Annotated in this window: 2 protein-coding genes; both read right to left on the bottom strand. The window is 43.9% G+C overall.

Annotation, left to right across the window (positions count from 1 at the left end):
* Nucleotides 1-220: 220 nt before the first annotated feature.
* Nucleotides 221-1,978, bottom strand: a complete 1,758-nt coding sequence (locus tag ACE1AQ_RS09775) for a formylglycine-generating enzyme family protein (protein ID WP_110545744.1) — start codon at nucleotides 1,976-1,978, stop codon at nucleotides 221-223.
* Nucleotides 1,979-2,439: 461 nt separating this feature from the next.
* Nucleotides 2,440-2,676, bottom strand: coding sequence for a type II toxin-antitoxin system HicB family antitoxin (locus ACE1AQ_RS09770; protein WP_008203246.1), 237 nt, complete (start codon nucleotides 2,674-2,676; stop codon nucleotides 2,440-2,442).
* Nucleotides 2,677-2,898: the final 222 nt, after the last annotated feature.

Below are 2,898 nucleotides of genomic sequence, written 5' to 3'. Positions count from 1 at the left end.
AAATCCTTATCTGGCAAAAGATTTAACTGATTAGCTCGCTCTAGATCAAAAACAATTGACAAAAATCGTCCAATGTCTTTCTCTATAAGGGTTCCATCTCTTATAACCCCCGTCCATTACATAACACAAACCGAAGAACCAATTTTCTCAAAAAAAAATCGACCCGCCGCTAGGCGGGAAAAAGAGAAAAAGAGAAAAAGGGTAAAAAGGGTAAAAAGGGTTACAGAGTCCTCCCAGCACCGCACACCACCCGAAAACCGCTGAAGTCGCCGTTGTCGCGGCGGTAGTCGCCGCTGCGGAAAGCGGAACGGCAGTAATTTGGAGCGTCGTACCAAGAACCGCCCCGCAATAGAGAACGATTATCATTACCATTTTTTATCCAAGCCCTGCCATCCTTTGGTGCATTCTCATAGGTACTATGCCAATTGTCTTCGCACCACTCCCAAACATTGCCACTCATGTCATAGAGTCCCCAAGCATTGGGCTTTTTCTGACCCACAGGATGAGTTTTACCCCCAGAATTTCCTTTATGCCAAGCGTAATCTCCTAACTGATTAGCATCATCACCGAAATAATAGCGAGTGGTTGTCCCCGCACGACAGGCATATTCCCATTCCGCTTCTGTCGGTAGGCGATAGGTTTTTCCTGTTATTTGACTCAATTTTTGACAAAAGGCTTGAGCGTCATTCCAACTAACATTTTCTACTGGATTTTGCCGATTATTTTTAAACCGAGAGGGATTTGTTCCCATTACTGCTTCATATTGTGCCTGAGTCACTGGATATTTCCCAATCGCAAAACTGTTGACTTGAACTTGGTGTTGAGGCTTTTCTCTACTTTGAGCATCAGAATCACTGTCAGGAGATCCCATGAGAAATTCACCTGCTGGTAAGATCACCATCTCCAGTGTGACTCCGTTGGGTAGGTTTTCGGTAAATGAAGTTTGAGGAATAGGAGAATCACCGACGACGGAGGTGATAAAATTCCCGACTCTCTCGATTACATGATTGTTTATGCGTTGAATGGCGGTTTCGAGTTCGATTTCCTCGTCGGGGATTTCCACGTCTGTCCATTGCCATCCTTCCCGCTCGGCTCGCTCTAATGCGATCGCTAAACGGCCGCGCTTTTCCTCGCTGGTGACGAGGAAATTGAGCAAACTAGCCGATAGATTATCGTTTTTGCGGAAAGATGCCGCCGATTCGGAACTGAGAATGTTCTGGACGAGGGATTCCACTTCGCTGACACTGCGGGAAAGTTCCCCGTCAATGGTCACTACTCGATCGATCAAGCCTTGAAACTGTCCGATAATTGGTTTTAGGTATTGTTCTAGATTAATGGCTACTTTGGCCATTTCGATCGCTTCTTGTTCCAGACTATCTAACTCCAGCTGCAACTGATACACTTGTTTGTACCCGTTCAACTCGCCGATCATTTTCGAGAAAACCTGTTTTTGTGTATCCTGATCTTCAGCTAATTTCTGGATACTTTCGCTGATTAGGTCGATTTTCTTGAGCATAAGCAAGCTGGCGCGACCAACAAGAATCACGGCGCGGAAAATCTGCTGTTTCTGTAGTCTCAGGGTATCTCGCAGGTCGGCCGAGCCGATGCTATTCTCCAAAGATTGGCGTTTTCGCTCTGTTTCTGCCAATTTCTGGCATTTAACCGCCACTGCCTCCTTGATTTCCTCGGTCAGTGACTGGAAAAACCGCCGGTATTCATCCTTATGGTCGGTGAGAAATCCGATTAACTGGTTATAGTCCTTGACTAATCTTTCCAATTCTTGAAAAGTTTCCTCGAAATTGAGGGGTTCTTCTTTTTTCCTCAATCCTAACCATGTATTGCGAACCCGTTTTCCGGTTTTCATCAGTTGCTGTCTTTCTTGAATCTGATCCTGCAAAACCAATAAATCGGGGCGATTTAGTTGGGGAAGTTGATAGGTTTTCCGATAAAGCTTGATTTTCGCCGTTTCTTCTGCCATCGCCGTGGTCGCTGAGGGTGAGTTTTTTCTATTTTAGCCCGATTTTTTGATCAGCTAAGACGCATTTTAACCGCCTATCCTTAAACCCCCCCGATGTCGGTAGGGTTGATTCATAGTAGGGTTGATGTAAGGATTCAGGTCATACAAAAAGCAGTCAAACCCATGCTGTGTAAGCATTTAGGCGAATTATGTCCAAATCCTCATTCTCATTAAGAAACGCTAAAAGCCTTAATTTTCGTGCTTATTGAGAATGAAACTGTTAGTTTAGCGAGTTCTGAGATTTTAGAAGCCGCTCTGTGACTGCATTTGAGTCACCTGAATCCTTACGGGTTGATTAATAGTAGGGTTGATTCATGAATCAACCCTACCCCAATGTCGGAGGGGGGTTGCCTCTTGCCTCGTCTCAACAAGCAATTTAAATTAAGAACAGCATAATGTCTTTGCCGGATAGTTGTTTCAGCTTAGGCATATTCTGGCTGTAACTCAAATATAATCTGTAGAGAAGGTTTGGCAACTAGGCCGAACTTCCTGGGGTCTTCTCCCTCTAAATGCAATAAAATAGCTTCTTGGAGATTATTAACCACCTCATCTAAGGTATTTCCCTGGGTGACAATCGAAATTTCCACGCATTCACCTACATATCCTTGTTGTTCACCAGAACGAATAATTGCGGTAACTTTTGGACTTAATTTTGTCATAATTGCTCATGTTTATTTTTTGCTTATTTAGATTTATGGCAATCGAGCAAGGGACTGGTCATTGACCCATTCTAACTGACTTTTGGCTCTTCTAGGTTCTGTGTGATAAGTTTAATTGACATAGGATCGATCGATCTTTGTGTCCTTTGTGTCTTTGTGGTTCGTTCCACCCCCTCGCTCTTGAGAAATGTATCTTAGAATACATTTTACCCACCAAAGCTG

It is taken from the genome of Microcystis sp. BLCC-F209 (assembly GCF_041928595.1).
Taxonomy (GTDB): Bacteria; Cyanobacteriota; Cyanobacteriia; order Cyanobacteriales; family Microcystaceae; genus Microcystis.
The sequence above is the reverse complement of the archived record's forward strand: the minus strand, read 5'-3'. Positions and strand labels throughout refer to the sequence as shown.